This is a genomic window from Variovorax sp. EL159 (assembly GCF_900100965.1).
Lineage (GTDB): Bacteria > Pseudomonadota > Gammaproteobacteria > Burkholderiales > Burkholderiaceae_C > Variovorax.
Genome location: NZ_FMUJ01000004.1, coordinates 404,517 through 429,029, shown reverse-complemented (window position 1 = coordinate 429,029; position 24,513 = coordinate 404,517). Strand labels below are relative to the sequence as shown.

The window sequence follows — 24,513 nt, the reverse complement described above, 5'->3', positions numbered from 1 at the left end:
GGTGTTGTTTCTCCGGTCAGCGATTGACGAGTTGTTTGGGCGTGAGCCATACGCCGATGGCGCCGAGCACGAGGGCCGCGGCCAGCACATACATGCCGATCTGCGTGCTGCCCGTCAGGTCCTTCAGATAGCCGATGAGGTACGGGCTCACGAAGCCCGCAAGGTTCCCCACCGAGTTGATGGCCGCGATGCCCGCGGCCGCGGCCGTGCCCGAAAGGAACGCGGTGGGCAGCGACCAGAAGAGCGGCGCGCAGGTCAGCACGCCGGCTGCGGCGAGCGAGAGGAATGCGAGCGACACGGCCGTGTTTTGCGTGTACGAGGCGGCCACGGTGAAGCCGACGGCGCCCATCATCGCGGGCACGATCAAATGCCAGCGGCGCTCCTGCCGGCGGTCGGCGCTGCGGCCGAAGAGGTTCATCGCGACGATCGCGCAGACGAACGGAATCGCGCTCAGCAAGCCGATGTTGAAGTTGCCCTGCACGCCCGTGGCCTTCACCAGCGTGGGCAGCCAGAAGGTCAGCGCGTATTGGCCCATGACGAAGGCGAAGTAGATGAGCGCCATCCACCACACGCGCGCATCGCGGAACACCGCGGCCACCGAGTGCGGGCCCTTGGCGCCGTGTGCCTGGTCGCGCTCGACCTCGCGCTGCAGCAGCGCCTTTTCTTCGGGCGAAAGCCATTTGGCCTGCAGGATGCCGTTGTCCAGGTAGAAGAGAACCATCACGCCGACCAGCACCGCCGGGATGGCTTCGATGATGAACATCCACTGCCAGCCGTGCATCGACGAGACGCCGTGGAAGGCGTCCATGATCCAGCCCGACAGCGGGTTGCCGAAGATGCCCGCCACCGGTATCGCCGACATGAAGACCGCGATGATCCGCGCGCGCCGGTGCGAGGGATACCACTGGGTCAGGTAGAGGATCACGCCGGGGTAGAAACCCGCCTCGGCCACGCCGAGCAGGAACCGCAGGATGTAGAAGCTGGTGGGCGTCTGCACGAACACGAAGCACGCCGAGAGCAGGCCCCAGGTGATCATGATCCGCGCGATCCACATGCGCGCGCCCACGCGGTTGAGCAGCAGGTTGCTCGGCACTTCGAAGAGAAAGTAGCCGAGGAAGAAGATGCCGGCGCCCAGGCCGAACACGGTTTCGCTGAACCCGAGGTCTTGCCCCATCTGCAGCTTGGCGAAGCCGACGTTCACCCGGTCGAGGTACGCGATCACGTAGCAGAGCATCAGGAAGGGAACGAGGCGCCAGAAGACCTTGGCATAGGCGCGCTTCTCGAGCGCGGTGTCGGCTGGCGATCGGGCCGTGGCCGGGGGCGCGCCGGCCTGGAGGGTTGGAGTCATGACAGGGAAGTCCGCTTGCAGCTTTGGATGAAAAGCCTGGGTGAAGAAAGCGAGGTCGTCTCGTCGCCGTGCAGCGCGGCCACCTCTTTATTTGTCAGGTCATCATACAAATTCAAGACAAGTTGGCCGCCCCGGGTAAACCCTCGAGCCACAGCTCGTTTCCTTTCTTCTTGCTTATTTGCCCGCGGGCCAGTCTTCGACCAGCGGTCGCGCGAGTTGCGCGCCTTCCTGCTGCCAGAAGGCCGGATCGGCCTGCTCGATGCGGCGGATGGCGTTGTCCATATGGGACTTGGCGGCCTCGCGGGCGCGGAGCGCGTCGCCGGCCTCGATGGCCTCGACGATCTGCGCATGCTCTTGCGCGACCTCGCGCGCGAAGTCCGCGCGACGCGCCTCGTTGGCGCGGGTGACGCGCGTGGCGCCGTGCAAAAACTGCCGCAGGTATTGCAGCGTGCCGATCAGGAACGGGTTGCGCGCGGCCTCGGCGATGGCGCGGTGAAAGCGCACGTCTTCGTCGGCGCCGTTGCCGCCGGCAGCCACCGCGGCGTGCAGCGCGTCGATGGCGTCGCGGATGCGTTGCACGTCTTCAGGCGTGCGGCGCTCGGCCGCAAGCGCGGCCACTTCGGCTTCGAGCGCGCGGCGCAACTCGACCATCTGGATCACCGCTTCGCGCGAGGCCACGTGCGGCATCTCGAAGCGCAGCGGCTCGACACCGGCAGCGCGCACGTACACGCCACTGCCCTGCCGCGAATCCACGAGCCCCAGCGACTTGAGCCGCGAGACCGCTTCGCGGATCACGGTGCGACTCACGCCGAACTGCTCTGCGAGCACCGCTTCGGTCGGCAGCCGATCGCCTTCGGACAGGCGCCCGCTGCGCACCTCGGCCGCGAGCGCATCGGCCACCTGGTCGGCCAGGCGGACGGCGGGGGCGAGGGATTGGAAACGGGCGGTCATAGGGGCAATGAAGGTCTGAGACTGACTCTACCCGAGGTACATCGACAGATGCCGTCATATTCAGATGTGCTCAAGGTCGCGCAATTCGGCTCACTTACCGATGCGCACGTTCCGTTGTGCGGTCAGATGAGCAACACACAACCGCTATGCTCCCACCCGTGATTCCCGCGTTCAACCACTCCCACGTACTGCCGCCCTTTGAAGGCGAGCGGATGAATAGCGCGCACAGCTCACCTTATCTGGTGACGAGCAGCGAACTGGTGCAGCGCTTTGCAATCAGCCAGCAGCGATGCATCGTGCTTGACGGACTCTTGCGGTATCGCGCCGAACTTCGGGGGCTGGGTTTCGCCCAAGGATTTCAGTGGCTCGACGGCAGCTTTGTCGAAGATATAGAGGCGCGCGAGGATCGTGCGCCCAACGATATCGATGTAGTGACCTTTGCTCACCGTCCCGCTGGCAAGAGCGATCAGCAAATCAATCAGATGCTGAGCACTCGGCCGGAATTATTTGATCTGGAGCTCTGCAAACGCGAATTCCACTGCGATACCAGCATCGTCAACCTCACCACAGCACCCGAATGGCTGGTCCTGCAGACGCGTTACTGGTACGGTTTGTATTCTCACCGTCGCGGCGACGCGCTATGGAAAGGCATGCTGCAGCTTCCATTGGACTCGGACGATGACAGCGCCAGAGCATTGATTGACGCACTCATGCACCAAGGAGAACCGAATGCTGGCTCAACTTGAAAAGCAATTTCTACAAGCCGATCTGGCTCAGGCCCGCCAGTTGCTCGTCGAGGGGCAGACGCATGCCGATCCGCTCGCGGAGCATCAATACAGTCAACGTGTGCGCCGCCTTGAGAGAGAGCTGGCCGAGTTGGCCGAGGCAAGTGTGCAAGCACCGGTCGGTGTGGCGCTTTTCTTTGGCGGTCGCCCAGTCATTGGATCTCACGGCATCAAGGCTGCATTCGGCACACAAGCTGTCGGCAAATTCCAGAAGCTGATCAGCCAGCGCTATGCAGCGTCCGAAACCGGACCGCTGTCGTCCCGCGGCCGCGTCCCTATGAGCGACGACACCCAACTGCTGGTCACCGACGTCGTGCGAGGATCATTCGGGTTTGTTCTTCAGGGCAGTGAACCTGCCATTGGAGACCTAGTATTGAAGGAGGCTGTCGATCAAGTCGCAGACACGCTATCGCGCATGGCCGCTGCAGACGACGCCCTGTTCGACGAAGCTTCGGCGGACGTCGACAACAGGCAACTTGGTGCGTTGAAGGAATTCTTCAAGTTGCTCGATGATGAAGGCGCCAGCCTTCGTGTGGTGGAAGGTGAACGCGACTTCGAGCTCACGATACAGGCCATCCAACGTGCGCGCCAGCGTGCCGAGGCAATGACGATCGAAGACCGGACCGAAACGCTTGAGGGGGAAATCATCGGCTGGGCTGAATATTCGTCGCGCTTTGAGTTGCGCTTGCACATCGATCGAAACGTGGTGATTGGCACGGTTTCTCGCGCTGCGATGGAGCAAGCGCTACAGGAAGGGCTTGTTCCGCTGCATCGCCATGTTCGCGCGCGAATCAAGGTACGTGAAGCACGTATGCGCAATCGCGCGCCACGCAAAACCTTCGCCCTGCAGTCGCTCGAAACGATCGATCCGCCGACAGATTGGCCGATCAGACCCGCTCAACAGTCGATCTAAGTCGCCGCCGTTGCGTTAAGTGCGTGACGCGCGGCGCGCGCGATGCTCGCGGCATCCACGCCGAAGAACTGGCGCAGCGCCGCGCGCGTGTCGCTGCGGCCGAAGCCATCGGTGCCGAGCGTGAGGTAGCGGCGGCCTTCGGGCAGGAAGGCGCGCACGCTCTCGGGCACGGCGCGCACGTAGTCGGTGGCCGCGATGATCGGGGCCTTGCCCTTGCCGAGCTGCTGCGCGACGAACGCGGTGCCGGTAGCTTCGCCCGCCAGTGCGCGCTGTTCGCAGGCCAGGCCGTCGCGCGCCAGTTCGCTCCAGCTCGTGACGCTGAACACTTCGGCCTCAATGCCTTCGTCGGCCAGCAATTGCGCGGCCTTGACCACTTCGGTGAGGATCGCGCCCGAGCCCATGAGCGAGACCTTCTGCTTGGCCTTTCCCTTGACCGGCGCATACGTGCCGAAGCGATAGCACCCGCGCAGGATGTCGCCTTCCGCACCGGCGGGCACATCGGGCTGCGCGTAGTTTTCGTTCATGAGCGTGACGTAATAGAAAACGTCCTTCTGCTCGACCATCATTTCGCGGATGCCGGCATCGACGATCACTGCCATTTCGCCCGCATAGGCCGGGTCGTAGGCCTTGCAGTTGGGGATGGTCGCGGCCACGAGGTGGCTGCTGCCGTCCTGGTGCTGCAGGCCTTCGCCGCCGAGCGTGGTGCGGCCCGAGGTGGCGCCGAGCAGAAAGCCCCGCGCCCGTTGGTCGGCCGCGGCCCAGATCGCATCGCCCACGCGCTGGAAGCCGAACATCGAGTAGTAGATGTAGAACGGCAGCATCGCCAGGCCGTGCACGCTGTAGCTGGTGGCCGCGGCCGTCCAGCTCGCGATGGCGCCCGCTTCGCTGATGCCCTCTTCGAGGATCTGCCCGTCGGTGGCTTCGCGATAGCTCAGCACCGAGCCGATGTCTTCCGGCGCATAGCGCTGGCCCACGCTCGAATAGATGCCGACCTGCTTGAACAGGTTGGCCATGCCGAAGGTGCGCGCCTCGTCGGCCACGATGGGCACGATGCGCGGGCCCAGGGCCTTGTCCTTCATGAGGTTGCCCAGCATGCGCACGAAGGCCATGGTGGTGCTCATTTCCTTGCCCCCTGCCGCTGTCGCGAACTGCGCGTAGCTGGCGATGTCGGGCTTGGGCACCACGTCGCAGGCGGTCTCGCGGCGCGGCATGGCGCCGCCGAGCGCTTCGCGGTGCTGGCGCAGGTAGCGCATCTCGGCGCTGTCTTCGGCCGGGCGGAAGAAGTCCATCGCGATGGCCTGCGCATCGGTGAGCGGCAGGTTGAAACGGTCGCGGAATTCGATGAGGTCGACGTCGCCCATCTTCTTGTGCGAGTGCGTCGTCATCTTGCCCTGGGCCGCGCTGCCCATGCCGTAGCCCTTCTTGGTGTGGGCCAGGATCACGGTGGGCTGGCCTTTGTGCTTGGCCGCCGCGGCGTAGGCGGCATGGATCTTCACGAGGTCGTGGCCGCCGCGCTTCAAGCGATCGATCTGCTCGTCGGTCATGCCTTCGGCCAAACGCGCGAGTTCGGGGTTCTGGCCGAAGAAGTTGTCGCGATTGAAGCGGCCGTCTTTCGCGGCGAAGGTCTGCATCTGGCCGTCGACGGTGTTGGCGAACACGCGGGCGAGCGCGCCGCTGACGTCTTGCGCGAAGAGGCCGTCCCAATCGCTGCCCCACACGAGCTTGACGACGTTCCAGCCCGCGCCGGCAAATAGCTTTTCGAGCTCGTCGATGATGCGGCCGTTGCCGCGCACCGGGCCATCGAGGCGCTGCAGGTTGCAGTTGACGACCCACACGAGGTTGTCGAGCTTCTCGCGCGCGGCGAGCGTCAATGCGCTCATCGACTCGGGCTCGTCCATTTCGCCGTCGCCGAACACGCCCCAGACCTTGCGGCCTTCGCAGTTCAGCAGGTTGCGGTGCGTGAGGTAGCGCATGAAGCGCGCGTGGTAGATCGAGCTGATGGGGCCGATGCCCATCGAGCCGGTGGGGAACTGCCAGAAGTCCGGCATCAGGTACGGATGCGGATAGCTGCACAGGCCGCGCGCGCCGCTGCCGTCGACGAAGGCGGGCGCGGTCAGTTCCTGGCGGTAGTGGTTCAGGTCTTCTTCGCTCAGGCGGCCTTCGAGGTACGCACGCGCATAAACGCCGGGCGCGCTGTGCGGCTGGAAGAACACGAGGTCGCCGCGATGCGCTTCGCTGCGCGCGTGGAAGAAATGGTTGAAGCCGGTCTCGAACAGGTCGGCCGCGCTTGCATAGCTGGCGATGTGTCCACCCAATTCGCCATACGCCTGGTTGGCCTTGGCCACCATCGCGAGTGCGTTCCAGCGCATCAGCGAAGCCAGCCGCTCTTCGATGGCAAGGTCGCCGGGGAACGGCGGCTGGTCTTCCACCGCGATGGTGTTGACGTACGGCGTTGCCAGTTCAGGCTGCCAGCCGATGCGCTGCTGGCGCGCCAGGCGGGCCAGCTCCACCAGCATCTGTCGCGCGCGCTGCGGGCCATGCGCCTGCGCCAGCGCCAGGAAGGCGTCGCGCCACTCGGCGGTCTCTGCAGGGTCGGGGTCGTGCGAAAGCGGCGTGTCGAGCAGCAATGCGCGCATCTGGTCGGCTGAAATCGGGGCGTTCATATCGGCACTTTAGGCCGGCATGCGGAGAATTAGCTACCGGCGCAGCCAATTCCATGCAGTCGTCACAGCATAAGATGCCGTCATCTTCAATTTGCACGGCATTTCATGCAACTCGACGCCATCGACCTGCGCATCCTGGACGAACTGCAGCGCGACGGCGCGCTGTCGAACGTGGAGCTGGCGCGCCGCGTGCACCTGTCGCCCTCGCCGTGCCTGGCCCGGGTGAAGGCGCTCGAAGCCAACGGCGTGATCGGCCGCTACGTGGCGCTCGCGAGTCCCAAGGCGCTGGGCCTGGGCCTGAACGTGTTCATCTCGATCAGCCTGAAGACACAGAGCAAGCATTCGCTGGCCGACTTCGAGCAGCGCATCGCCGAGCACGACGAGGTGATGGAGTGCTACCTGATGACCGGCGACCGCGACTACCTGATCCGCGTCGCGGTGGCCGACATGGCGGCACTGTAGAAATTCATCATTGAGCAGCTCACGCCGATCCCGGGGATCGAGAAGATCCGCTCCAGCTTTGCGCTCAAGCAGGTGCGCTACAAGACGGCGCTGCCGTTGCCGACGGCGCCGTCCTGAATGAAGAAGCCTTGGCGGCTTACTTCGAGAGCTTCGGCTGGATCGGGTCGGCGGTGAGGTAGCCGACCGCGGCGCTGTAGCGGTCGTTGTAGTTCTTGCGCACCAGCGGATCGAGCGTGCCCTGCACCTTCGAGTGGATGCTGCCCCAGTCACCCGCGTGCTGGAAGTTGCTCATGATGTAGGTCCAGCCGTTGAGCTCGTCGACCGCATGCAGGCCGGTCGACTCGCCGCCGGCGGGGATCGACATGATCCGCGAGAGCTTCTTCGTGTCGATGTTGTAGGCCCACAGGAAGTTGTTGACGTGGCTGCTGCTGTCCTCGCCGATGAACAGCGTGCGCAGCTTTTCCGAGAACTTGAGGTTGTCGGGGTTGGCGATTTTTTCGGGGTTGGAGGTGTTGCCCAGTGCGTCGGAAGCGATGTCTTCACCCACGATCAGCGCGCGGGTCTGCGTCGGCACCCAGTCGCTGTTGATGGACTTGCCGTCGGTGTCCTTCTGGCCGCCTGCAAGGTTGTGCGCCATCACGCCGCCGGCGCTGAGCTTCTTGGGCAGTGCGATGTTGGTAGCAGCCGACCAGCCCGTGCCTTTCTCGACCATCGAGTCCTGGATGTTCTGCAGCGCGGAGTAGGCCACCTTGTCCTTGATGTTGACGGTGGTGCCTTCCATCTTGGTGAAAGCCATGCTGGCGCCCTTGAGGTTGGCGTAGCGGTGGGTTTCCAGGAAGGCGGCGGCCTTCTCCATGTTCGGCTTGAGCTTGACGTAGTTGGCCTTGCCGTTGGCGTACAGCAGGGTGTAGCTGGCGTCGCTCGGATCGCTCGTCTTGACATCCATGATGTCGGCCGGGTTGAGCGTGTTGGCGAGGTTCTCGATCTCGGCGCTGGTCGCATGGCCGAGGTTGATCCACGTGATCTTCGTGGCGGCGGCGGCCGGGTCGATCGAGTAGCCCGCGTCGTACCTAGCGACGTAGAGCGTGCCGGCCGAGAGGTCCTTTTCCTTGTCGGCGACGAACATGAAGAAGCCGCCGTTGGTGTAGTCGTCACCCATGATGGCCGTGCGGTTGTCGGGCATGACCTGGATCAGCTCGTGCGAGATGCGGCCCATGCAGTAGTGCTTCTTGACGCTGCCGGTGCCATCGGGGTTCACGGTGATCTCGGGCAGGTGGCCGTAGTGGTAGGGCTTGGCGGTGGTCTCGTCGCCGAACACGTTCTTGCTGTAGGCCTTGAACTGCTTGTCGCCCGAAGAGCCGGCGGCGGCGAACGCATCGGGTTCGTACTCCTCGCTCGACAGGTGGGTGTTCCAGGGCGAGAGGCTCGCGCCGCAGGTGATCCACAGGCCGTGCGCCGACGACATGTCGACGTTGTGGTACTTCACGAGGCTCAGCTTGCCGGTGGTTTGGTCCTGATCGAGCGTGAGCACGGCGATGGGGGACGGCAGCACGCCGTAGGTATCGGCACCGCTCAGGTCGCGCGTGTTGTATTCGAACTGGACCACGGCAAACACCGGCTTGCCCTTGATGCCGGTCACCGTCGCGTTCGGCAGCGACAGCAGCGACGTGCCGTCGGGGCTGTCGGAGAAGAACTGGCGGTTCTTGCCGGCCACCGAGGTATCGATGATCGGCTTGTTGTTGATGTCGACATAGCCGCCCGCCAGGATCTGGCCGCCTTTGCCGTCGGACACCATGTCGCCGGTCAGGAAGAAGGGCTGGTAAGCCAGCTTGTATTCGGTGGAGCTGCCGTTGTCGAACGACACCTTGAAGGTCGAGCCGACAGTGGTGGTGGCCATGGCGGCCGCATCGGCGAGCGTCGGCGCGGGCATGCCCGTGAATTCGGCCGAAGCGAACTTGGCGGCAGGTGCGGGCGCCGGTGCAGGCGCTGGTGCGGGGGCCGGCGGCACGATGGGCGGGAAGACCGCGCCATTGCTGCCACCACCGCCGCAGGCGGTGAGGAAGGCGACGCCGCCGAGTGGCAGCATCGGGGCCGCGCCCATCAACTTCAGGGCGTGGCGGCGGGAGGCGCTGGGGGCCTTGGTGGAGTCAGTCATTTGTTTTTCCGGGATCGTGGAGGAAGGCGTCGTGAGGCCTAAAGTCAGCCTCCCGTCAGGGACGAGACCATAGAGGGCGACCATGACGAAACCGTGCATCGCTCATGACAAAGCGATGACAACGCACGCCGCAAGGGCGTGCCGATCACTGCGGAAAGACGACCCACGCACCCACTGCGCAGGCGCCAGGTTCATGCGCCGGCAAAGCGGCCGGCGATGTTCAGAACGTCAGGGCGCCGGCAGCCCCCGCGGCCACAGCGCCCACAGGCGCAGCGGCTGGTTCACGCTGGCGGCGAGCCGGCCCGCGTCGGGGCCGGTGCCGGCGAAGTAGTCGGCCCGCACCGCGCCGAGGATGGCGCTGCCCGTGTCCTGCGCCACCACCAGCTTCTGCAACTGCGCCGCCGGCCCGATGGATGCCAGCCACACCGGCGTGCCGTACGGAATGCTTTCGCGGTCGACCGCAATGGAGCGCCCCGCCGTGAGCGGCACGCCCTGCGCACCGCGCGGGCCGAAGGCGGCATCGACCTCGCTCATCGTCTCTTCGCGGAAGAACACGTAGCGCGGGTTGCTCCACAGCAGCTGCGTCACGCGCTGCGGGTTCTGCGCGACCCAGGCCTTGGTGTCGTCGGGCCACTTGCCGACCTTGGTGACGCCCTGGCTCATCAGCCATTGCTGCACGCTGCGGTAGGGCTGCTCGTTGGTGGCCGAGAAGGCCACGCGCACCGTGTGCTGGTAGCCGTTGGCCTCGGTGATGCGCAGGCGCCCGGAGCCCTGGATGTGCAGCATCAGCGCGTCGATGGGGTCGGCCATCCAGGCGATCTCGCGGCCGCGCAGCGCGGCCTGGGCCTCGGGCAGGGTCTCGATCTCCTGGCGGGTGTACCAGGGGCGGCGCGGCACGAGGCCGTCCGGCGCCTGGTAGAGCGGAATGTTGAAGGTGGCGTTGGGCACGCGGGAGGCTTCGTACACCGGCTCGTAGTAGCTGGTGAGCTTGCCTTCGCTCTGGCCGTTCAGGGCCTCGACGCGGTAGGGCTGCAGCCGGTCGGTCATCCACTGGCGCTGTTCTTCGGGCGTGGCGATGGTGAGCTGGCGCACGTCGCGGCACAGGGGCGCAAAGGCCGCATTGGGGCGCGAGCAGTTGGCCAGCAGCGCGATCCACGCTTCATGCAGCGGGTCTTCGCCGAAACCCGGCAACTCGGCCCAGCCGACCGGCACCCAGCGGCTCTTGGGATGCGTGAGCGAGCCGGTCAGGGGCCCCAGGTCGCGCGGCGGGGCAATGACGGAAGGGCGGGTGGGCCCGTCAGGCACGCGGGGGCCGACGGAACAGCCGGCCAGCGTTGCTACGATCACCAGCCCAACCAGCCACAGGAGTCCATTTCTCATGGGTTTGATTCTGCTTGAAGCCCTCGCCGCGGGACTCGTGTTCATCTTGATCATTTGGTGGACCATGTTTTCCGGCCGCAAGAAGGGTGAATTGCACGACGAAACCGATGCCGAAGAGGGCACCCGCGCCACCGATCGGAACCCGCCGCCGAAACCGTGAATTGCTTGTGTAGCCCGATGCCGCACCCGCGTGTCGGACAAGCACCCCATTGCTATTACTTTAGTAGCAATCATCGCAGCATTCATGCGCTATGGCGAAACTTTTCTTATTTTCCGTAGGGCTTTGAGCCCGTACCATCTGGCACTTCCGGGAGCTAAGCTCTGGCCCGCCTGATTCAACCTAGAAAGGTCTCGCCATGAAAAAGTTCGTATTCGCCACCGTGGCCACGGCCATCGTCCTGTCCGGCTGCGCCGGAGGAATGACCGATACGCAGCGCAACACCGGCATCGGCGCCGGCGTCGGCGCATTGGGAGGCGCCGCCATCGGTGCGGCCACCGGTGGTCGCACCGGTGTCAATACGGGCCTGGTCGTCGGTGCCGCGGCCGGCGCGCTCGGCGGCTACCTGTGGTCGCAGCGCATGGAAAACCAGAAGCGCCAGATGGAAGCCGCCACGCAGGGCACCGGCATCGCCGTGACGCAAACGCCCAACAACGAACTGAAGCTGCAGATTCCGAGCGACGTGTCCTTCGACGTGGGCCGCGCCAACATCAAGTCGAACTTCGCGCCGGTGCTCGACCAGTTCGCGAACGGCCTGCGCAACAACCCGAACGCCGAGGTGCGCATCATCGGCCACACCGACAGCACCGGCTCCGACGCCATCAACAACCCGCTGTCGGTCGAGCGCGCCACCAGCACGCGCGACTACCTGGTGGCACGCGGCGTGAACCCTGCCGCCTTCCGCATCGAAGGCCGCGGTTCGCGCGAACCGATCGCCGACAACAACAGCGACGCCGGCCGGGCGCAGAACCGTCGCGTCGAGATCTACGTGGGCGAGCGCGCACCGCAGGGTTGAGTTCGCCGTCACCACATCGGGGAAACCGGCCACGCTGAACAACCGGTTCCCCTCACCATTCCACTGGTCCAAGAAGAGGGAAAACTCATGAGGAAATTCGTTGTTGCAAGTGCGGCGGCCGCCGCGTTGATGGTCATTGCGGGCTGCGCCTCGCAGTCGACACCGCCGCCGGCAGCTGCCGCGCCCGCCGCGGCGCCGGCCGCTCCTGCCAACAGCTGGACGGCGCGCCTGGCCGCACTGAAGAGCGATCTCGAAGCCTCGACCAAGGGCACGGGTGTGGTGATCGAGCAGACCACCGACAACCAGCTGCACGTGGTCATTCCCAATGAACTGTCCTTCGACACGGGCCGCGCCAACGTCAAGCGCAACCTCGCGCAGGTGCTGGACAAGGTCGCCGAAGGCCTGAAGACCGCCACCGCCGCCAGCGTGCGCGTGATCGGCCACACCGACAACACCGGCACTGAAGACGGCAACGAGCGCCTCTCGGTGAGCCGCGCCGACAGCGTGCGCAACCACCTGGTGGGACGCGGCGTGTCGACCACCGCCATCACGACCGACGGCCGTGGCTCGCGTGAACCGCTGGCCGACAACGGCACCGCGGCCGGCCGCGCGCAAAACCGCCGCGTCGAGATCTTCGTGGCGGAAAAGGCCTGATCGTCTAGGGTCTGTTCACCCTACGCAAGGGGTCGCGTTGCTTCGCCAAGGGGCTGGCTGCAAGGCGCCCGGGCGCAGCAAGGCTCGCGCCTTGCAAGCGCGGGCAACGCCGCAGACGGCCCCTTGGCGAAGCAACCCGAAGGGAAGCTCGCCACAGCCCGCCCCTCGGCGTTGCGTTCCTTGTGCGTGCGGACGCACGCACGGCGTCACGCGCCTTGATGGGCGGGCTGCGGCGAACTTCGCGACCCCTTGCGTAGGGTGAACAGACCCTAGAGATCCCGAAGCCGGTTCGCCAATTCGACGGCCGACTTCACCTCCATCTTTTCGAACACGCGCGCGCGGTGGACTTCCACCGTGCGCACGCTGATCGCGAGCTGGTCGGCAATCAGCTTGTTCGGCAGGCCTTCGACCACGAGCCGCATCACGTCGCGCTCGCGGTCGGTCAGCTCGGCGATGCGCTCGGCCAGGCTGCGGCGCACGCGCTGCGCCTCCAGCTCGCGCAACGACGCGCCCAGCGCCTGCTCGATGCGGTCGACCAAAGCGTTGTCCGAGAACGGCTTCTCGCAGAAATCGAAGGCACCGCGCTTGACCGCATCGACGGCGGTCGGCACGTCGGCATGACCGGTCAGGAAGATCACCGGCATCGCCGCCAGCAGCCCGCGCTCGGCGAGCCGGTCGAACAGCACCAGCCCGCTGGTGCCGGGCATGCGCACATCCAGCAGCAGGCACAGCGGCTGCTCGGGCAGCGGCCCCTGGTCGAGGAACTGCTCGAAAACCTCGGCGCTGCCGAAGTGCTCGGAGGCCAGGCGCCGCGAGCGCAGCAGCCAGGCGAGCGCCTCGCGCACGCTGGCATCGTCGTCCACGATAAAGATCAATCCATCGATCAGCGGTTGCATTTCAAATCCAAAAACGAAAACAGGCTCTTCGTAGGCCACCGCGAAGCCGGCTTCACCGGACCACTGGCGTTGCCCTCGGCAAAGGGCATGTAGAAGCGACATGAAGTACGCAAAGCCTGGAGGTGCTTCATGTGCTCGGCAGGGTAAACCGGAAGACGGTGCCGCGCGGGCGATTGGGCTCGAACATGAGCGCGCCGCCGTGCTGCTCCACCACCGTGCGGCACAGGCTCAGCCCGAGCCCCATGCCATCGGCGCGCGTGGTGAAGAAAGGCGTGAAGAGCCGTTCGGCCACTTCCGCGCTGATGCCGCAGCCCAGGTCGGCCACCGAAAACTCCAGCCAACGGCGAGCATCCTCTTGCCCTGTGCCGCCCACCGCCACGGCGCGCGCCACGCGCAGCCGCAGCACCCGGCTGCCGACGTTGTCGGGCATGTCCATCGCCTGCATCGCGTTGCGCGCCAGGTTGAGCAGCACCTGTTCGACCAGCGTGCGGTCGCACATGGCGGCGGGCAGGCGGTCTTCGAGCACCACTTCGATGATCACGCCGAGCTTGCGCGCCTGCAGCCGCACCAGTGGCAACACCGCGTCGATCAGCGCCTGCGGCGCCACGGCCTCGCGCGTGCGGTCGCGCCGGCGCACGAAGTCGTGCACGCTGCGGATCACCTGGCCGGCGCGGTCGGCCTGCTCGGCGATGCGCTTCACGGCCATCGCGACTTCGCCCTGGTCGCCCTTCGCGTTCGGCCCGAGCAGGTTGAGCGAGCCGCTCGCATAGCTGGCAATGGCGGCCAAGGGCTGCGTGAGTTCATGGCTCAGCAGCGAAGCCATCTCTCCGACGGTGGCCAGGCGCGCGCTGGCCTGCAGGCGCTCCTGGCTGGCGCGTGAAAGCTCCTCGATGCGGCGCTGCTCGCTCACGTCGATGAACGCGCTCATCCAGCCGGTCTGCACGCGGTGCGCGTTGATGAGCGGCGCCTCGAAGATCAGCACCGGAAAGCGCGTGCCGTCCTTGCGCATGAAGACCGACTCGAAGCCTTCGCGCGGCGGCATGCCACCGGCCAGGCGCCGCGCCTGGCGCTGCTGGTATTCGTGCGCCAGCTCGGTGGGCCAGTAGGGGGCCTCGGTGTTGTCGGCCATGAGTTCTTCGGGGCTGAAGCCGACCATCTCGCAGAACGCCGGGTTGACGTAGGTGATGCGCCCCTGCAGGTCGCGCGCGCGCAGGCCGGTGATGACCGAGTCTTCCATCGCCTTGCGAAAGGCCAGTGCATCGGCCAGGTCGCGCTCGGCGCGCAGCCGCCGCCGCGTGTCGCGCGCCAGCAGGACCAGCACCGACACCAGCGCGATCGAGATCGCCGTGACCAGCGCCGTGAGCATGTTCGGGAACAGGTCGGGCGCGGCGCGCCAGCCGTCGACGCGCAGCATCAGCGCGGCGCCGGGCAGGTCGATGAGCTGCTGCGAGGTGAACACGCGCGTGCCGGTGCGGCGCGAGGTGCCGAGCGCCACGAGCCGCGTGCCGTCGGCCTCGGTAAAGGCCACTTCCTGGCCGCGCGTGAGCGTGGGGCCGACCAGCTCGATCAGTGCGTCGCGCAGCGAATAGCTGGCCACGAGGTAGCCGCCCGCGTCGATGGGCACGCACAGCTCCATCACCTCGACGCCGCCACCGCCGGTGATCGGCACGTAGTGACTTGGCGAATAGGCCGACGCGCCGAGCTTGCGCGCCGCCGCGCAGGCCAGCGTGACGTCGGACTGATCGGGGCCGCGGCTGGCCTCGTCGAGGATGCGCATGCGGTAGGGCGTGTTGACCGCCTCGATGGGGCGCAGCGCGGCATCGCGCCATTCGAGCCGCAGCCATTCGCGGTGCTCGCGCAGCAGCGCGGCGGCGGTGTCGGTCCATTGCGAACGCTCCACGCCCGGCGCCTGCGTGGCGCGCAGGCTCTGCGCGTTGCGCTGGAAGCCGCTGCGCAAATCGGAGACGGCATCGGCGGTGTCGCGGTCGAGCGAGGCCTGCACCTGCTCGACCTCGTGCCGCCCGGCAAGCCACACCACGGTGACCAGCAGCGCCGACACCAGCACGGCCAGCAGCAGCCACAGAAACCAGCGCTGCCAGAGCGACCGCAGGCGCGCGAACGACAGGGGCGCTTGCCGGCGGTGCGGGGCTTCAGCGGCGGCTTCGGACGGCAGGGCCGGCACGTCAGAGCACGCGGTGCGAGAGAACGGGAAGCTGCGTGCGCGAGCGCTCGACCTGTGCGGCGTCGATGTCGAACAGCACCACGCCTTCTCCGGTGGCCTGCTGCGCCACCACCGTGCCCCACGGATCGACAACCAGCGACTGACCCCAGGTCTGGCGGCCGTTCTCGTGCGTGCCGCCCTGCGCGGGCGCGACCACCCAGGCGAGGTTTTCGATGGCGCGGGCACGCAGCAGCACCTCCCAGTGGGCGGCGCCGGTGGTGCGGGTGAAGGCGCTGGGTACCAGCAGCAGGTCGGCGCCCTGCTTTGCGAGCGCGCGATACAGCTCGGGAAAGCGCAGGTCGTAGCAGACGCTCATGCCGATGCGCCAGCTGTGGCCGTCGCGCGAGGGCAGGTCGAACACGACGGGCTCGGTGCCCGGTGTGATCACGCGGCGCTCGTCGTAGCGCTCGGTGCCGTTGTCGAAGAAGAAGAGATGGATCTTGTCGTAGCGCGCCACGCACTTGCCGTCGGGCGAGAAGCACAGCGAGCTGTTGAAGACGTGCTCGGCGTCGGTGCTCTCGATGGGCAGCGTGCCGCCGACGATCCACAGCCCGAACTCGCGCGCCGCGTCGGCCAGAAAGCCCTGCACCATGCCCGCGCCGGCGGTCTCGCGCAGGCCCAGCTTGTCGGTGTCGCGCGCGCCCATCATGCAGAAGTACTCGGGCAGCACCGCCAGCTCGGCACCGGCCGCGGCGGCCTGTGCGAGCAGGTCGTGGGCGCGTGCGAGGTTGGCTTCGCGGGCGATGGCCGACACCATCTGGATGGCTGCAACTCTCATGGGGTGTTCTCCGTTTTCTTGCCTTCTTCGGCGGTCGACGCGCCCGACGTACCGGGCAAGCCTGGCAAGCCAGGCAAAGCGGGGAGGCCCGGAAGGGACGGGATGCTCTGGGGCAGCAATTGCAGCGAGCGCGGCACCTTCGCTATTTTGGGGTCGGCCCAGGTGCCTTCGACATGGAACTCCTGCGTGGCCGCGGCCGACAGCGGCTTGCTCAGCACCCATTGCGCCAGGAAGGTGCCCAGGCCGATGGCCGGGTTGATGGCGGTGGCCACCAGCGCGGCCGTGCCGGCGTTGATCTCGGGCACCACCACCACGCGCAGGTTCTGCGTCTCGCGCACGATGTCGGCCGAGCCATCCATCAGCGCGGCGGCGTTCACGCCCTTCATCTGCAGGTTGTTGGTGCTGGCGATGCCCTTGTTGATCTTCGCGTCGCCGCGGATGAAGTCGAAGGCGAAGCCCTGGCTGAACACGTCGCGGAAGTCGAGCGTGAGCCGGCGCGGCAGCGCCTGCAGGCTCAGCACGCCGAGCAGCTTGGCCAGCCCCGGGTCGGCCTTGAGGAACTGGCCCGACTCCACGTCGACCTGCAGTTGCCCGCCCAGGCTCGGGTAGTCGAGCGAGAAGGGCGAGCCGCGCCAGTTGACATCGCCTTCGAGCCGCCCCTTGCCGCGCCGCAGCACGCCCGGCATGCCGAAGCGCGCGAGCAGCTCGCCGGCATCGGCGATGTCGAGCTTGAAGGTCATCGCGGTGCGGCGCTGCCCGGCCGGTGCACCGGGAATGGCGGCCCAGCTGCCCTTGGCTGCGAAGTTGGCCTCGGGCGTGGTGAGGGTCAGCTTGTTGAGCGCCCATTCGCGCCCGGCGCCGCCGCGGTTGACCGCGTCGATCTCGGCGCGGCCCAGCCGCTTGCCCAGCAGTTCGAAGTCGTCGACCACGATGTCCAGGGCCGGCAGGGTGCCGGGCTGCTCGTCGAGCAGGGCCTCGACCTGCGTGGCCTCGGACGGCGCGATCTTCAGCCGCGCGAGCCGCGCATACAGGCGCCCGGCCTGCGTGTGGCGGTACTCGGCATAGCCGCTCAATTCGGTGGCGTCGATGTTGGCGCGCCAGAGCGCGCCATCGCGCGTGCCGCCCAGCACCACGTTGTGCAGCGTGCGACCCGCCACGCCCAGCTGCTGCGCGCGCACCGCGATGCGGGTGGGCAGGTAGGCCAGGGCCGGATCGTCGGCCCGCTCGGTGCTGCCGGCGCTCTCGGAGGCGTTGCTCACGGCCGAGCCCAGCAGCGCCTGCCATGCGGAGGTGTCGAGCTTGACGATGTTGACGTTGGCGAAGACGCCCTTGTCGGGGAGGCTCGCGGTTTCGCCCGCCGACAGGCCGAAGCCGATGCTGCCGCGCAGCACGCGCGCCTCAGGGCCGGAGATGTCGCGCACGTACTGGATCGCCCCCACGCGGCCCAGGTCGAGCGTGAGCTGGTCTTGCGTGGCGACGCCCGCGCCCTGGCGGGTTTCGCGCGCGATCACCTTCTTCTCGATGCGCAGCGGCATCTGCTCTTCGGCGGTCTTGACCAGCGGCGGTGGCAGCTGCAGGGCCATGCCCTGCAGGCTGCTGGTGAGCGAGAACTCGGGGGCGCCGTCGCGCACCGAGAAGCTGGCCGCGAACGGCGTGCTGCCGCTGGCCTTGCTTGCCAGGCGCGAGAGCCAGTCGACCTCGCGCGCGCCGCGCAGACCGTCTGCCGTGGCCGTGCCTTGCGCCTTCAGGGCAACCTCGCGGTTGGGGCCGTTGAAGCGGCCCTTGCCTTCGACACGGATGTCGCCGCCCAGCAGCCGGGCCTGCACGCCGGCCAGCGAGAAGCCGGTCTCGGTGAAGTTCACCGTGCCCTTGGCCTGCGTCAGGGAAGGCGCCTCGGGCACGACCTGCAGCTCGTTGTCGGCCAGTGTCACGCTGGCCTGCACCTTGGCGTTGTCCATGGCCGCGAGCGGCAACTCGAGGTGCAGCTTGTAGTCGGCCGAACCGGTGGCGCGCGCGCGCAGCATGATCTCGCCCGTTTCGCCAGCCAGCGGCGCGCCCACGCGCAGCACCTCGGCGAGCGGGCCCTTGGCCTGCGCGTCGACGCGCAGTTGCGGCGCGTGGTGCGACAGCTCCGGGATCTGCGCCTCGGCCTTGGTCACTTCGACGCCGTTGGTGCCGGCCAGACGGCCCCGCGCATTGCGCACCAGCATGCTGTCGCGCTCGAACACCAGCTCGCCCGACAGGCCGGTGAGCGGCGGCCACACCGGGGGCGGCATGCCGTTGCTGCGCGATGGCGTGGGCGGGACATGGGGCGGCGCGTAGGCGTAGTTGACGTCCGCCACCTTGGCCGCGATGCGGAAGTCGCCCAGCTTCGGATCGAGGAAGGGCATGTCGTGCAGGTCGCCGCGCACGCGGAAATCGACGCTGCTGGCGGTGCCCTTGGTGACGGCGTCGCGCACGTAGTCGCGCGTGTGCTGGGGAATGTCGAGCGGCAGGTAGCGGAACACGCGCGTGCCGTCGGCGCGGGTCAGCTTGCCCTGCAGGTCGAGCACGCCGGGGTAGTGGCCCTTGCTGCTGGACGTGGCCGGGTCGCTGGTGCGCCAGCTGGCTTCGGCGTCGCCCTCGGCGTCGGCATTGGCGAAGCGCAGCTTGGAAACCTGCAACTGCGCATTGCCGTTGTCGAGCTTCCATTGCAGTTGGGTCGAGAGCCGGTCGATGGGGATGACGGGCTCTTCGAACACGCCAGGAAACTCGAGCGTGCCCTGCGCGATCGCCAAGGTGGCGGTACCCCCGGTGTGGGTGGCGTCGAAGTCGACCGTGGCGCCGCTCAGGCCGGGCGTGCCGGGATGGACCTTCGGGTGGGCTGGCGCGGCGCTGTTCGCGGTGGCGACCGCGGCGGTCGCCGTCGTTGCTGTTGCTGGCGGCGTTGCCGTCGTTGTCGCGGTCGCCGCTGCGGTCGTCGATGCGGGCGGGCCCGCGGCGGCGTCCGTCGTGCCGGGCTGCGAGGCCACGCGCAAGCCGCTCACGCGGCCCTTGGCCTGGTACCTGTCGGGCGCGCCCAGCGTGCCCTGCCAGGTCACGTCGATGTGCTCGACCAGCCCGCGCGGCGCGTAGGCAGCCAGCGCCTTGTGCGTGGCCTCGCCCAGCGGCAGCCGGTCGGCGATGAGGGCCAGCGCCGCGAGGTCGAGCCGATCGGCGCGCAACGCGCCGTGCTCGGGCGTGCGTCCCTTGACCGGCGTGTGCTGCAGCCAGAGGTTGCCACCGGGCCAGCGCATGCCGTCGCTGGTATCGAACTGCAACGCAGTGGTCGAGAACTCGAGGGTTTCCGCGGAGAACTGGCCGGCCAGCCGGCCGGTGACGGCACGCAGCACCAGTGGCTGCAGGCCCTTGTCGAGCGAGACGTCGACCCGGTCGAGCCCGAGGTCGGCGGCGGCGCCGACGATCTGGCCGTCATCGACGTCGGCCCACACGCGCAGCGCGCCGTTGCCCTCGCGGATGCGTGCGTCGAGCGCCACGTAGCGGCCCAGGCGCGTGACGTCGATGTAGGGCAGGTCGGCATAGAGCACGCCGTCCCACGTCTGCCAGTGGCCGCTGCGGATCGACAGCAGCGGCTGGCGGAACTGGCCGCGCAGCGTGAAGCGCTCGCCCCAGCCGGCTGGCGGCGTGGCATCGAGCCGCAGGCCGTGGCGCAGGCCGGTGTTGCGCGCAACGAAGCGCACGTCGGTCAGCAGCAGGGGCTCGACCTGGCGCTGCTCGTCGGTCCAGCGCACGGTGCCGCCTTCGATAACCAGCTCGCGCTGGGCGAAAAACCAGTCGGCGGCGCGGGTCTCTCCGGTCGTATCGGTCGACATGTGCAAACCAGCCACATGGAGTTTTCCCTGAGCATCGCGACGCACTTCGAGCTGCGGGCCCTCGATGTAGAGCTGCTCGAAATTCAGCCGCCAGAGCGAACGCGGCGACACGCTGGCCACCACGCGCACGAGGCGCAGCGCCTCGCGTTTGTCGGCGTCCTGCAGCACCACGTCACGCAATTCGAAGGCCGGGAAAAGCCCTTCGGAGCGGGCGGTGATCGATCCGATGCGGACCGGCACGCCGATGGCCTTGCTAGCCTGTGCCTCCAGTGCGCCGCGAAAATCGCCGATTCGCGGCACAATCCACGCGTGTAGGACAACGACTGACAGCGCAAGAAGAAGCCATGCAGCGATCAGCAAACCCAACAGCCAGCGCGCCGTCACAGCGGTGATTTTGAGCAGACGTGAAGGGGTAGACGCCGTGTCGTTCATTGAGGATCGCGCTGTGTCGGGAATTATGACCGCCAGCATTCAGAGGGGTTCCACGGAAACCGATAGCAGTGTGAACCAGTTGCCAGCCACTTCGACGCAGATCGCGTTTTCTTCCTACTCCCGCTTCGTGCAGCGCCTGCGTCGCAGGTATGCGGCCGAACTTGCATTGCTTCCCCCTGGCGCGCCGCGGCGCGAATCGATGACTGTGGCTTTCGAGGCATTGCGCCAACGAGGGGACAGCGTCGGCGATGCACTGCGGATTGTGCGGCAGCTCGTGATGGAGCGGCTTGTAACGCTTGATTGCGATGCGCATGCGCCGCTGGCCGTGGTGACCACCGCCGTCACCGAGCTGGCCGAGCTGGCGCTCGACATCGCCTGCAGCGACGCCTGCCACGAACTCGACGCCGTGCACGGCGCGCCGCTCGGCCCCGACGGCCAGCGCGCGCAGCTCTGGATCATCGGCATGGGCAAGCTCGGTGCGCGCGAGCTCAACGTGTCGAGCGACATCGACCTCATCTATCTCTACGACCTCGATGGCGAGACCAAGGGCGACGCCGAAGGCCGTGGGCGCCTTGCCAACCAGGAGTACTTCTCGCGCGCCGTGAAGCGCATCTACGCGCTGGTGGGCGACACCACCGAGCACGGCTTCGTGTTCCGTGTCGACCTGGCGCTGCGGCCCAACGGCAACTCGGGGCCGAGCGTGGTCTCGCTCGATGCGCTCGAAGAATATTTCCAGGTGCAGGGCCGCGAATGGGAGCGCTTCGCCTGGATGAAGAGCCGCGTGGTCGCGCCGCGCGAGCTGGTGCTCGCGGGGCATGCACAGGGCCTGCGCGGCGCGGTGCTGCCCTTCGTGTTCCGCCGTTATCTCGACTACAGCGTGTTCGATTCGCTGCGTACGTTGCACCGGCAGATCCGCGAGCAGTCGGCGCGCCGCAGTGCCGGGCGTCCCGAGCGCGCGAACGACGTCAAGCTCTCGCGCGGCGGCATCCGCGAAATCGAATTCACCGTGCAGCTCTTGCAGGTGGTGCGCGGCGGGCAGTTCCCCGAACTGCGCACGCGGCCCACGCTCGATGCGCTGCAGCGGCTGGCGCGCGCCAACCTGATGCCGCAGGAAACCGCCGATGCGCTGGCCGCGGCCTACGAGTTCCTGCGCCGCGTCGAACACCGCATCCAGTACCTGGACGACCAGCAGACCCACGTGCTGCCGGTGGCCGACGACGACCTGCGCTGGATCGCCCAGACCATGGGCTATGCCGACTGCTGCCCCTTCCTTGCGCAGCTCGACACCCACCGCGAGTTCGTCGCGCAGGAGTTCGACAAGCTGCTGGGCGGCGAGAAGCCCTGCAACGGCAAGTGCAACGGCAAGAAGGCCGCGGCACCCGCCGACCTCGCAGACCTGCTCGACGACCTGCCGCCCGCCTTTGCCGAACGCATCCGCGACTGGTGTGAAACACCGCGCGTGCTCGCGCTGCGCGAAGAAACGCGCGGTCGGCTGCGCCAGCTGGTGCAGCGCACCGGCCAGTGGCTCAAGGAGCCCGACGGCGATGGCGCGGGGCAAACGCCACGCCATGTCGATGCCGCGATGCGCTGGGCCGACTGGATCGAGCCGCTGATGCGCCGCGAAAGTTATCTCGCGCTGCTGGTCGAACGGCCCGCCGTGCAAGAGCGCCTGCTGCGCCTGCTGGGCGCAGCGAAATGGCCCGCGCGCTACCTGATGCAGCACCCCGGCGTGATCGACGAGCTGGCAAGCGACGAGATGCTGTCCGGCCGCTTCGTGGCCGAGGAGTTCGAGCGCGAACTCGAGGCACGCCACACATCGCTCACCCGCACCGGCGAAGCCGACGAAGAGCGCCTCTTGAACCTGCTGCGCCACGCCCACCACGCCGAGGTGTTCCGCACGCTGGCGCGCGACGTCGACGGCCGCATCACCGTCGAGCAGGTGGCCGACGACCTGAGCGCGTTGGCCGACACCACGCTGCGCGTGACCGCCCGCTGGTGCTGGCCGCATGTGCGCAACCGCCACCGCGAAGTGGCGCAGTTCGCGATCATCGGCTACGGCAAGCTGGGCGGCAAAGAGCTGGGCTACGGCAGCGACCTGGACATCGTGTTCGTCTACGACGATGACGACGAGCGCGCCGGCGAGGTCTATGCGGCCTATGTGCGCAAGCTCATCAACTGGCTCACGGTGAAGACGCGCGAAGGCGATCTGTTCGAGATCGACACCGCCCTGCGGCCCAACGGCAATTCGGGCCTGCTCACCACCAGCTTCGCGGCCTACGAGAAGTACCAGCTCGGCCGCGGCAGCAACACCGCGTGGACCTGGGAGCACCAGGCCATGACGCGCGCGCGCTTCGTGCTCGGCAGCGCCGACCACGGCGCCGAACTGGGTGCGCGTTTCGACCAGGTGCGCGAGGCCGTGCTGGTGTCGCCGCGCGACCGCGAGGCGCTCAAGGCCGAGATCATCGCGATGCGCGACAAGCTGCGCGGCGCGCGGCCGGTCAAGGCCGACCGCTTCGACGTGAAGCACAGCCCCGGTGGCATGGTCGATGCCGAGTTCGCGGTGCAGTTTCTGGTGCTGTCGTCGTCGGGCGAGCACCCCGAGCTGATTCCCAACGTCGGCAACATCGCGCTGCTGTTGCGCGCCGAACTGGCGGGCCTGTTGCCCGAAGGCGTCGGCCGCAGCGCGGCACGGGCCTATCGAGAACTGCGGCGCGTGCAGCATCGCGCACGCCTGAACGAAGAACCGACGCAAGTCACCCCGCCCGCACTGGCCGCAGAACGCGAAGCCATGCTGGCGCTATGGAAGGCCGTGTTTGGCTGACGAAGCCCGCACCCGCACGACCACCGCGCTGGCGGCCTGCGCGGCCGCTGTCGCCGTTCTTCTGGCAGGTTGTGCGAGCGGGCCACGCAGCAGCGGTGGCGGTGTGGCCAGCGGACGCGACGGCCCTGGCACGAACATCCCATCGGACCTCGACCGCGTGCCCGATGCCGAGCCCCGCGTCGAGCCCATCCGCAGCAGCGGCGGCACCAGCAAGCCCTACACGGTGCTGGGCCGGGGCTACGCACCGATCACCGACGACCGGCCGTTTCGCGAGTCGGGACTGGCCTCGTGGTACGGGCGCAAGTTCCACGCCGCATCGACTTCCAGCGGCGAGCCCTACGACATGTACGCCATGACGGCCGCGCACAAGACGCTGCCGCTGCCGAGCTATGTGCGCGTGCGCAACCCGGCCAATGGCCGCGAGGTGATCGTGCGGGTGAACGATCGCGGACCCTTCGTCGATGGCCGCATCATCGACCTGAGCTACACGGCCGCGCTGAAGCTCGACCTGCTGCGCGGCGTGGCGCCGGTGGAGATCGAACGGATCACGAACGAAGACATCCGCACCGGCGCATGGCGGCGCGACAGCGGAACGGCGTACGCATCGGCGGCGCCCATGCCGGTGGCTGCGGCACGCACGCCCTTGCCACGCACGGCGAGTGCGCAACAGCAGCCGGTGCCCGTCCCCGTGCCTGCGCAGTGGACAACGTCGGTTGCCGCGAACAGCAACGACATGCCGCCACCTGCGTCGACGATGCCCGTTGCACCGCAAACGCCGATGGCGACCACGTTGCCGCCGGGCACCGGGGCCGAGCCGGAGTCGGCCCAGTCGCCGCCCTCCATTCCTCCGTCGCGGCCGGCCATCGTGGTGACAGACCTGGCGCCGATGCAGGCCGCGCCTTCGCCGGCAGTACCGCCATCCGCGGGCGCCACGGCGCCTTCCGCGACGTTGCAGGGGTTCTGGGTGCAGCTCGGCGCGTTCCGCGAACGCGACGGCGCCGAGAGCCTGTTGAACCAGGCCGCGCGTGGCCTGCCTTCGCTGGCACCGCAGTTGCGCGTGTTCAGCGAAGCCGGCACGCACCGCCTGCAAGCGGGGCCCTTCCCTTCGCGCTCCGCGGCCGGCGAAGCCGTCACGCAGTTGCGCGATAGCCTGCGGATCGCGCCGATGGTGGTGGAGCGCCGCTAGGCAT

At 67.6% G+C, this 24,513-nt stretch carries 16 protein-coding genes and 1 pseudogene; 8 read left to right on the top strand and 9 right to left on the bottom strand.

From position 1 onward, the window contains the following. Positions 1–16 precede the first annotated feature (16 nt). Together BLQ28_RS19110 and BLQ28_RS19105 are read right to left on the bottom strand one after the other, a co-directional pair. A complete protein-coding gene (locus tag BLQ28_RS19110) occupies positions 17–1,348 on the bottom strand; it encodes an MFS transporter (RefSeq protein ID WP_093242671.1) in 1,332 nt (443 codons plus the stop codon). Positions 1,349–1,522: 174 nt separating this feature from the next. Further along, a complete protein-coding gene (locus tag BLQ28_RS19105; protein ID WP_093242669.1) occupies positions 1,523–2,299 on the bottom strand; it encodes a FadR/GntR family transcriptional regulator in 777 nt (258 codons plus the stop codon). Between the two features lie 146 nt (positions 2,300–2,445). On the opposite strand from BLQ28_RS19105, the gene BLQ28_RS19100 reads away from it, so the two are divergent. Both BLQ28_RS19100 and BLQ28_RS19095 read left to right on the top strand, forming a co-directional pair. Further along, positions 2,446–3,045, top strand: coding sequence for a DUF6932 family protein (locus BLQ28_RS19100; protein WP_093242667.1), 600 nt, complete (start codon positions 2,446–2,448; stop codon positions 3,043–3,045). Further along, positions 3,029–3,997, top strand: coding sequence for a hypothetical protein (locus tag BLQ28_RS19095; protein ID WP_093242665.1), 969 nt, complete (start codon positions 3,029–3,031; stop codon positions 3,995–3,997). Before BLQ28_RS19100 ends, BLQ28_RS19095 begins: the two co-directional genes overlap by 17 nt. Here BLQ28_RS19095 and mdeB read toward each other — a convergent pair. Then, on the bottom strand, positions 3,994–6,660 hold the full coding sequence (gene mdeB, locus BLQ28_RS19090; protein WP_093242663.1) for an alpha-ketoglutarate dehydrogenase: 2,667 nt from the start codon (positions 6,658–6,660) through the stop codon (positions 3,994–3,996). The genes BLQ28_RS19095 and mdeB overlap by 4 nt on opposite strands. A gap of 105 nt (positions 6,661–6,765) precedes the next feature. Between mdeB and BLQ28_RS19085 the strand changes: the two are divergent. Next, positions 6,766–7,239 (top strand): annotated as a pseudogene (locus BLQ28_RS19085) (Lrp/AsnC family transcriptional regulator). 19 nt (positions 7,240–7,258) lie between these two features. Here the strand turns inward: BLQ28_RS19085 and BLQ28_RS19080 are convergent. Together BLQ28_RS19080 and BLQ28_RS19075 are read right to left on the bottom strand one after the other, a co-directional pair. Beyond that, on the bottom strand, positions 7,259–9,277 hold the full coding sequence (locus BLQ28_RS19080; RefSeq protein WP_093242661.1) for a PhoX family protein: 2,019 nt from the start codon (positions 9,275–9,277) through the stop codon (positions 7,259–7,261). Positions 9,278–9,505: 228 nt separating this feature from the next. After that, positions 9,506–10,657 carry a murein transglycosylase A gene (locus BLQ28_RS19075; RefSeq protein WP_093242659.1) on the bottom strand — a complete coding sequence of 384 codons (1,152 nt, stop codon included), beginning with the start codon at positions 10,655–10,657 and terminating at the stop codon, positions 9,506–9,508. Here BLQ28_RS19075 and BLQ28_RS33030 point away from each other — a divergent pair. From BLQ28_RS33030 to BLQ28_RS19065, 3 genes are all read left to right on the top strand, one after another. Further along, positions 10,656–10,817 (top strand): hypothetical protein, encoded by a 162-nt coding sequence (locus BLQ28_RS33030; RefSeq protein WP_176801163.1) that lies wholly within the window; start codon positions 10,656–10,658, stop codon positions 10,815–10,817. The genes BLQ28_RS19075 and BLQ28_RS33030 overlap by 2 nt on opposite strands. 196 nt (positions 10,818–11,013) lie before the next feature. Then, entirely contained in the window at positions 11,014–11,670 is a 657-nt protein-coding gene (locus tag BLQ28_RS19070; RefSeq protein ID WP_093242657.1) for a YiaD family glycine zipper/OmpA-like lipoprotein, read from the top strand. A gap of 87 nt (positions 11,671–11,757) precedes the next feature. Beyond that, a complete protein-coding gene (locus BLQ28_RS19065; RefSeq protein ID WP_093242655.1) occupies positions 11,758–12,324 on the top strand; it encodes an OmpA family protein in 567 nt (188 codons plus the stop codon). 269 nt (positions 12,325–12,593) lie between these two features. Here BLQ28_RS19065 and BLQ28_RS19060 read toward each other — a convergent pair whose 3' ends face one another. The 4 genes from BLQ28_RS19060 to BLQ28_RS19045 form a co-directional block, all read right to left on the bottom strand. Continuing rightward, entirely contained in the window at positions 12,594–13,220 is a 627-nt protein-coding gene (locus tag BLQ28_RS19060; RefSeq protein WP_093242653.1) for a response regulator transcription factor, read from the bottom strand. Between the two features lie 127 nt (positions 13,221–13,347). Then, a complete protein-coding gene (locus BLQ28_RS19055; RefSeq protein ID WP_371126696.1) occupies positions 13,348–15,393 on the bottom strand; it encodes a two-component system sensor histidine kinase NtrB in 2,046 nt (681 codons plus the stop codon). 10 nt (positions 15,394–15,403) lie between these two features. Next, on the bottom strand, positions 15,404–16,219 hold the full coding sequence (locus BLQ28_RS19050; protein ID WP_093242651.1) for a carbon-nitrogen hydrolase family protein: 816 nt from the start codon (positions 16,217–16,219) through the stop codon (positions 15,404–15,406). After that, the gene (locus tag BLQ28_RS19045; RefSeq protein ID WP_093242649.1) at positions 16,216–20,502 is read right to left on the bottom strand and encodes a YhdP family protein; all 4,287 of its coding nucleotides are present in this window, start codon (positions 20,500–20,502) and stop codon (positions 16,216–16,218) included. Before BLQ28_RS19045 ends, BLQ28_RS19050 begins: the two co-directional genes overlap by 4 nt. Before the next feature lie 25 nt (positions 20,503–20,527). On the opposite strand from BLQ28_RS19045, the gene glnE reads away from it, so the two are divergent. Together glnE and BLQ28_RS19035 are read left to right on the top strand one after the other, a co-directional pair. After that, positions 20,528–23,323, top strand: a complete 2,796-nt coding sequence (gene glnE / locus BLQ28_RS19040; RefSeq protein WP_093242647.1) for a bifunctional [glutamate--ammonia ligase]-adenylyl-L-tyrosine phosphorylase/[glutamate--ammonia-ligase] adenylyltransferase — start codon at positions 20,528–20,530, stop codon at positions 23,321–23,323. Continuing rightward, positions 23,316–24,509 (top strand): septal ring lytic transglycosylase RlpA family protein, encoded by a 1,194-nt coding sequence (locus tag BLQ28_RS19035; protein WP_093242645.1) that lies wholly within the window; start codon positions 23,316–23,318, stop codon positions 24,507–24,509. The genes glnE and BLQ28_RS19035 overlap by 8 nt, the downstream gene beginning before the upstream one ends. Positions 24,510–24,513 lie beyond the last annotated feature (4 nt).

What these genes read in the sequence shown, in the direction of transcription:
- BLQ28_RS19110 (WP_093242671.1), bottom strand. Translation starts at nt 1,348, where the DNA reads ATGACTCCAACCCTCCAGGCCGGCGCGCCCCCGGCCACGGCCCGATCG.
- BLQ28_RS19105 (WP_093242669.1), bottom strand. Translation starts at nt 2,299, where the DNA reads ATGACCGCCCGTTTCCAATCCCTCGCCCCCGCCGTCCGCCTGGCCGAC.
- BLQ28_RS19100 (WP_093242667.1), top strand. Translation starts at nt 2,446, where the DNA reads ATGCTCCCACCCGTGATTCCCGCGTTCAACCACTCCCACGTACTGCCG.
- BLQ28_RS19095 (WP_093242665.1), top strand. Translation starts at nt 3,029, where the DNA reads ATGCTGGCTCAACTTGAAAAGCAATTTCTACAAGCCGATCTGGCTCAG.
- mdeB (WP_093242663.1), bottom strand. Translation starts at nt 6,660, where the DNA reads ATGAACGCCCCGATTTCAGCCGACCAGATGCGCGCATTGCTGCTCGAC.
- BLQ28_RS19080 (WP_093242661.1), bottom strand. Translation starts at nt 9,277, where the DNA reads ATGACTGACTCCACCAAGGCCCCCAGCGCCTCCCGCCGCCACGCCCTG.
- BLQ28_RS33030 (WP_176801163.1), top strand. Translation starts at nt 10,656, where the DNA reads ATGGGTTTGATTCTGCTTGAAGCCCTCGCCGCGGGACTCGTGTTCATC.
- BLQ28_RS19075 (WP_093242659.1), bottom strand. Translation starts at nt 10,657, where the DNA reads ATGAGAAATGGACTCCTGTGGCTGGTTGGGCTGGTGATCGTAGCAACG.
- BLQ28_RS19070 (WP_093242657.1), top strand. Translation starts at nt 11,014, where the DNA reads ATGAAAAAGTTCGTATTCGCCACCGTGGCCACGGCCATCGTCCTGTCC.
- BLQ28_RS19065 (WP_093242655.1), top strand. Translation starts at nt 11,758, where the DNA reads ATGAGGAAATTCGTTGTTGCAAGTGCGGCGGCCGCCGCGTTGATGGTC.
- BLQ28_RS19060 (WP_093242653.1), bottom strand. Translation starts at nt 13,220, where the DNA reads ATGCAACCGCTGATCGATGGATTGATCTTTATCGTGGACGACGATGCC.
- BLQ28_RS19050 (WP_093242651.1), bottom strand. Translation starts at nt 16,219, where the DNA reads ATGAGAGTTGCAGCCATCCAGATGGTGTCGGCCATCGCCCGCGAAGCC.
- BLQ28_RS19045 (WP_093242649.1), bottom strand. Translation starts at nt 20,502, where the DNA reads ATGAACGACACGGCGTCTACCCCTTCACGTCTGCTCAAAATCACCGCT.
- glnE (WP_093242647.1), top strand. Translation starts at nt 20,528, where the DNA reads ATGACCGCCAGCATTCAGAGGGGTTCCACGGAAACCGATAGCAGTGTG.